General features: G+C 75.9%; 1 protein-coding gene. It reads left to right on the top strand.

Annotated elements, in window-relative coordinates:
• A partial coding sequence (locus DQW06_RS12615; protein ID WP_117198507.1) for a gamma-glutamyltransferase family protein occupies nucleotides 1–1,404 on the top strand: 1,404 nt, incomplete at both ends.

Raw genomic sequence — 1,404 nt, 5'->3', positions numbered from 1 at the left:
TTCACCACCCGCCCCCAGCTCCGCGGCGACTTCGGCATGGTCGCCTCCACCCACTGGCTGGCCAGCGCCACCGGCATGTCCCTGCTCGAACGCGGCGGCAACGCCTTCGACGCCGCCGTCGGCGCGGGGTTCACCCTCCAGGTGGTCGAGCCCCACCTCAACGGCCCCGGCGGGGAGGTCCCCGTCATCTTCCAGGCCGCCGGAAGTTCCCCCCGCGTCCTGTGCGGCCAGGGCGTCTCCCCCGCCGCGGCGACCGTCGACGCCTTCGCGGGCATGGACCGCATCCCCGGCAGCGGCGTGCTCGCCGCCACCGTCCCCGGCTCCTTCGACGCCTGGATGCTGCTGCTGCGCGACCACGGCACCATGACCGTCCGCGACGTCCTCGACCACGCGATCGGGCTGGCCGAGCGCGGCTACCCCGTCCTGGACCGCATCGCCGCCGCCGTCGAGGCCCTCACCCCCGTCTTCTCCCGCCACTGGGCCGGTTCGGCGGCCGTCTACCTCCCGCACGGCGCCGCGCCCCGCCCCGGCTCCCGGCTGCGCAACCCGGCCCTGGCCGCCGCCTACCGGCGGATCGTCGCCGAGGCCGAGGCTTCGGGAGGCGACCGCGAGGCGCAGATCGAGGCGGCCCGGCGGTCCTGGTCGCAGGGCTTCGTCGCGGAGGCGGTCGGGGACTTCCTGTCCTCGCCCGTCCCCAGCGGCACGGGCGAGCCCCAGCGGGCCCTGCTCACCGCGCAGGACATGGCCGACTGGAGCGCCTCCTACGAGGAGCCCGCCAGCGCGGCCTACGGCACCCACACCGTGCACAAGACCGGCCCGTGGGGGCAGGGGCCCGTCATGCTCCAGCAGCTGCGCCTGGCCGAGGCCCTGGGCACCGGACGCGACGTGCTCGACGGGGTCAGCGCCGACTTCGTGCACGGGGTGACCGAGGCGGCCAAGCTCGCCTTCGCCGACCGCGAGGCCTGGTACGGCGACCCCGACTTCACGGACGTGCCCCTCAAGGAGCTGCTGGGCGCCGACTACACCGCGCGCCGCGCGGCACTGGTCGACGGTGCGCGCGCCAGCATGGAACAGCGCCCCGGCACCGTCGGCGGCCGCACACCCTTCGAACCGCCGCTGTACGTGCCGGGCCGCACCCCCGGCGACCGCACCACGGGCGAGCCCACGGTACGCCAGGACGCCGTCGCCAACCCCGCCGACCTGCGCGGGGACACCTGCCACGTGGACGTCGTGGACGCGTGGGGCAACATGGTCTCGGCCACCCCCAGCGGCGGCTGGCTCAGCAGTTCGCCGGTCATCCCCGCCCTCGGGTTCCCGCTGGGAACCCGGGCGCAGATGTTCTGGCTCGACCCGGCCTCCCCCAACGCCCTGGCGCCCCGCAAGCGCCCCCGCACCACCCTGTCC

It is taken from the genome of Nocardiopsis sp. TNDT3 (assembly GCF_003427465.1).
Lineage (GTDB): Bacteria > Actinomycetota > Actinomycetes > Streptosporangiales > Streptosporangiaceae > Nocardiopsis > Nocardiopsis dassonvillei.
The sequence above is the reverse complement of the archived record's forward strand: the minus strand, read 5'-3'. Positions and strand labels throughout refer to the sequence as shown.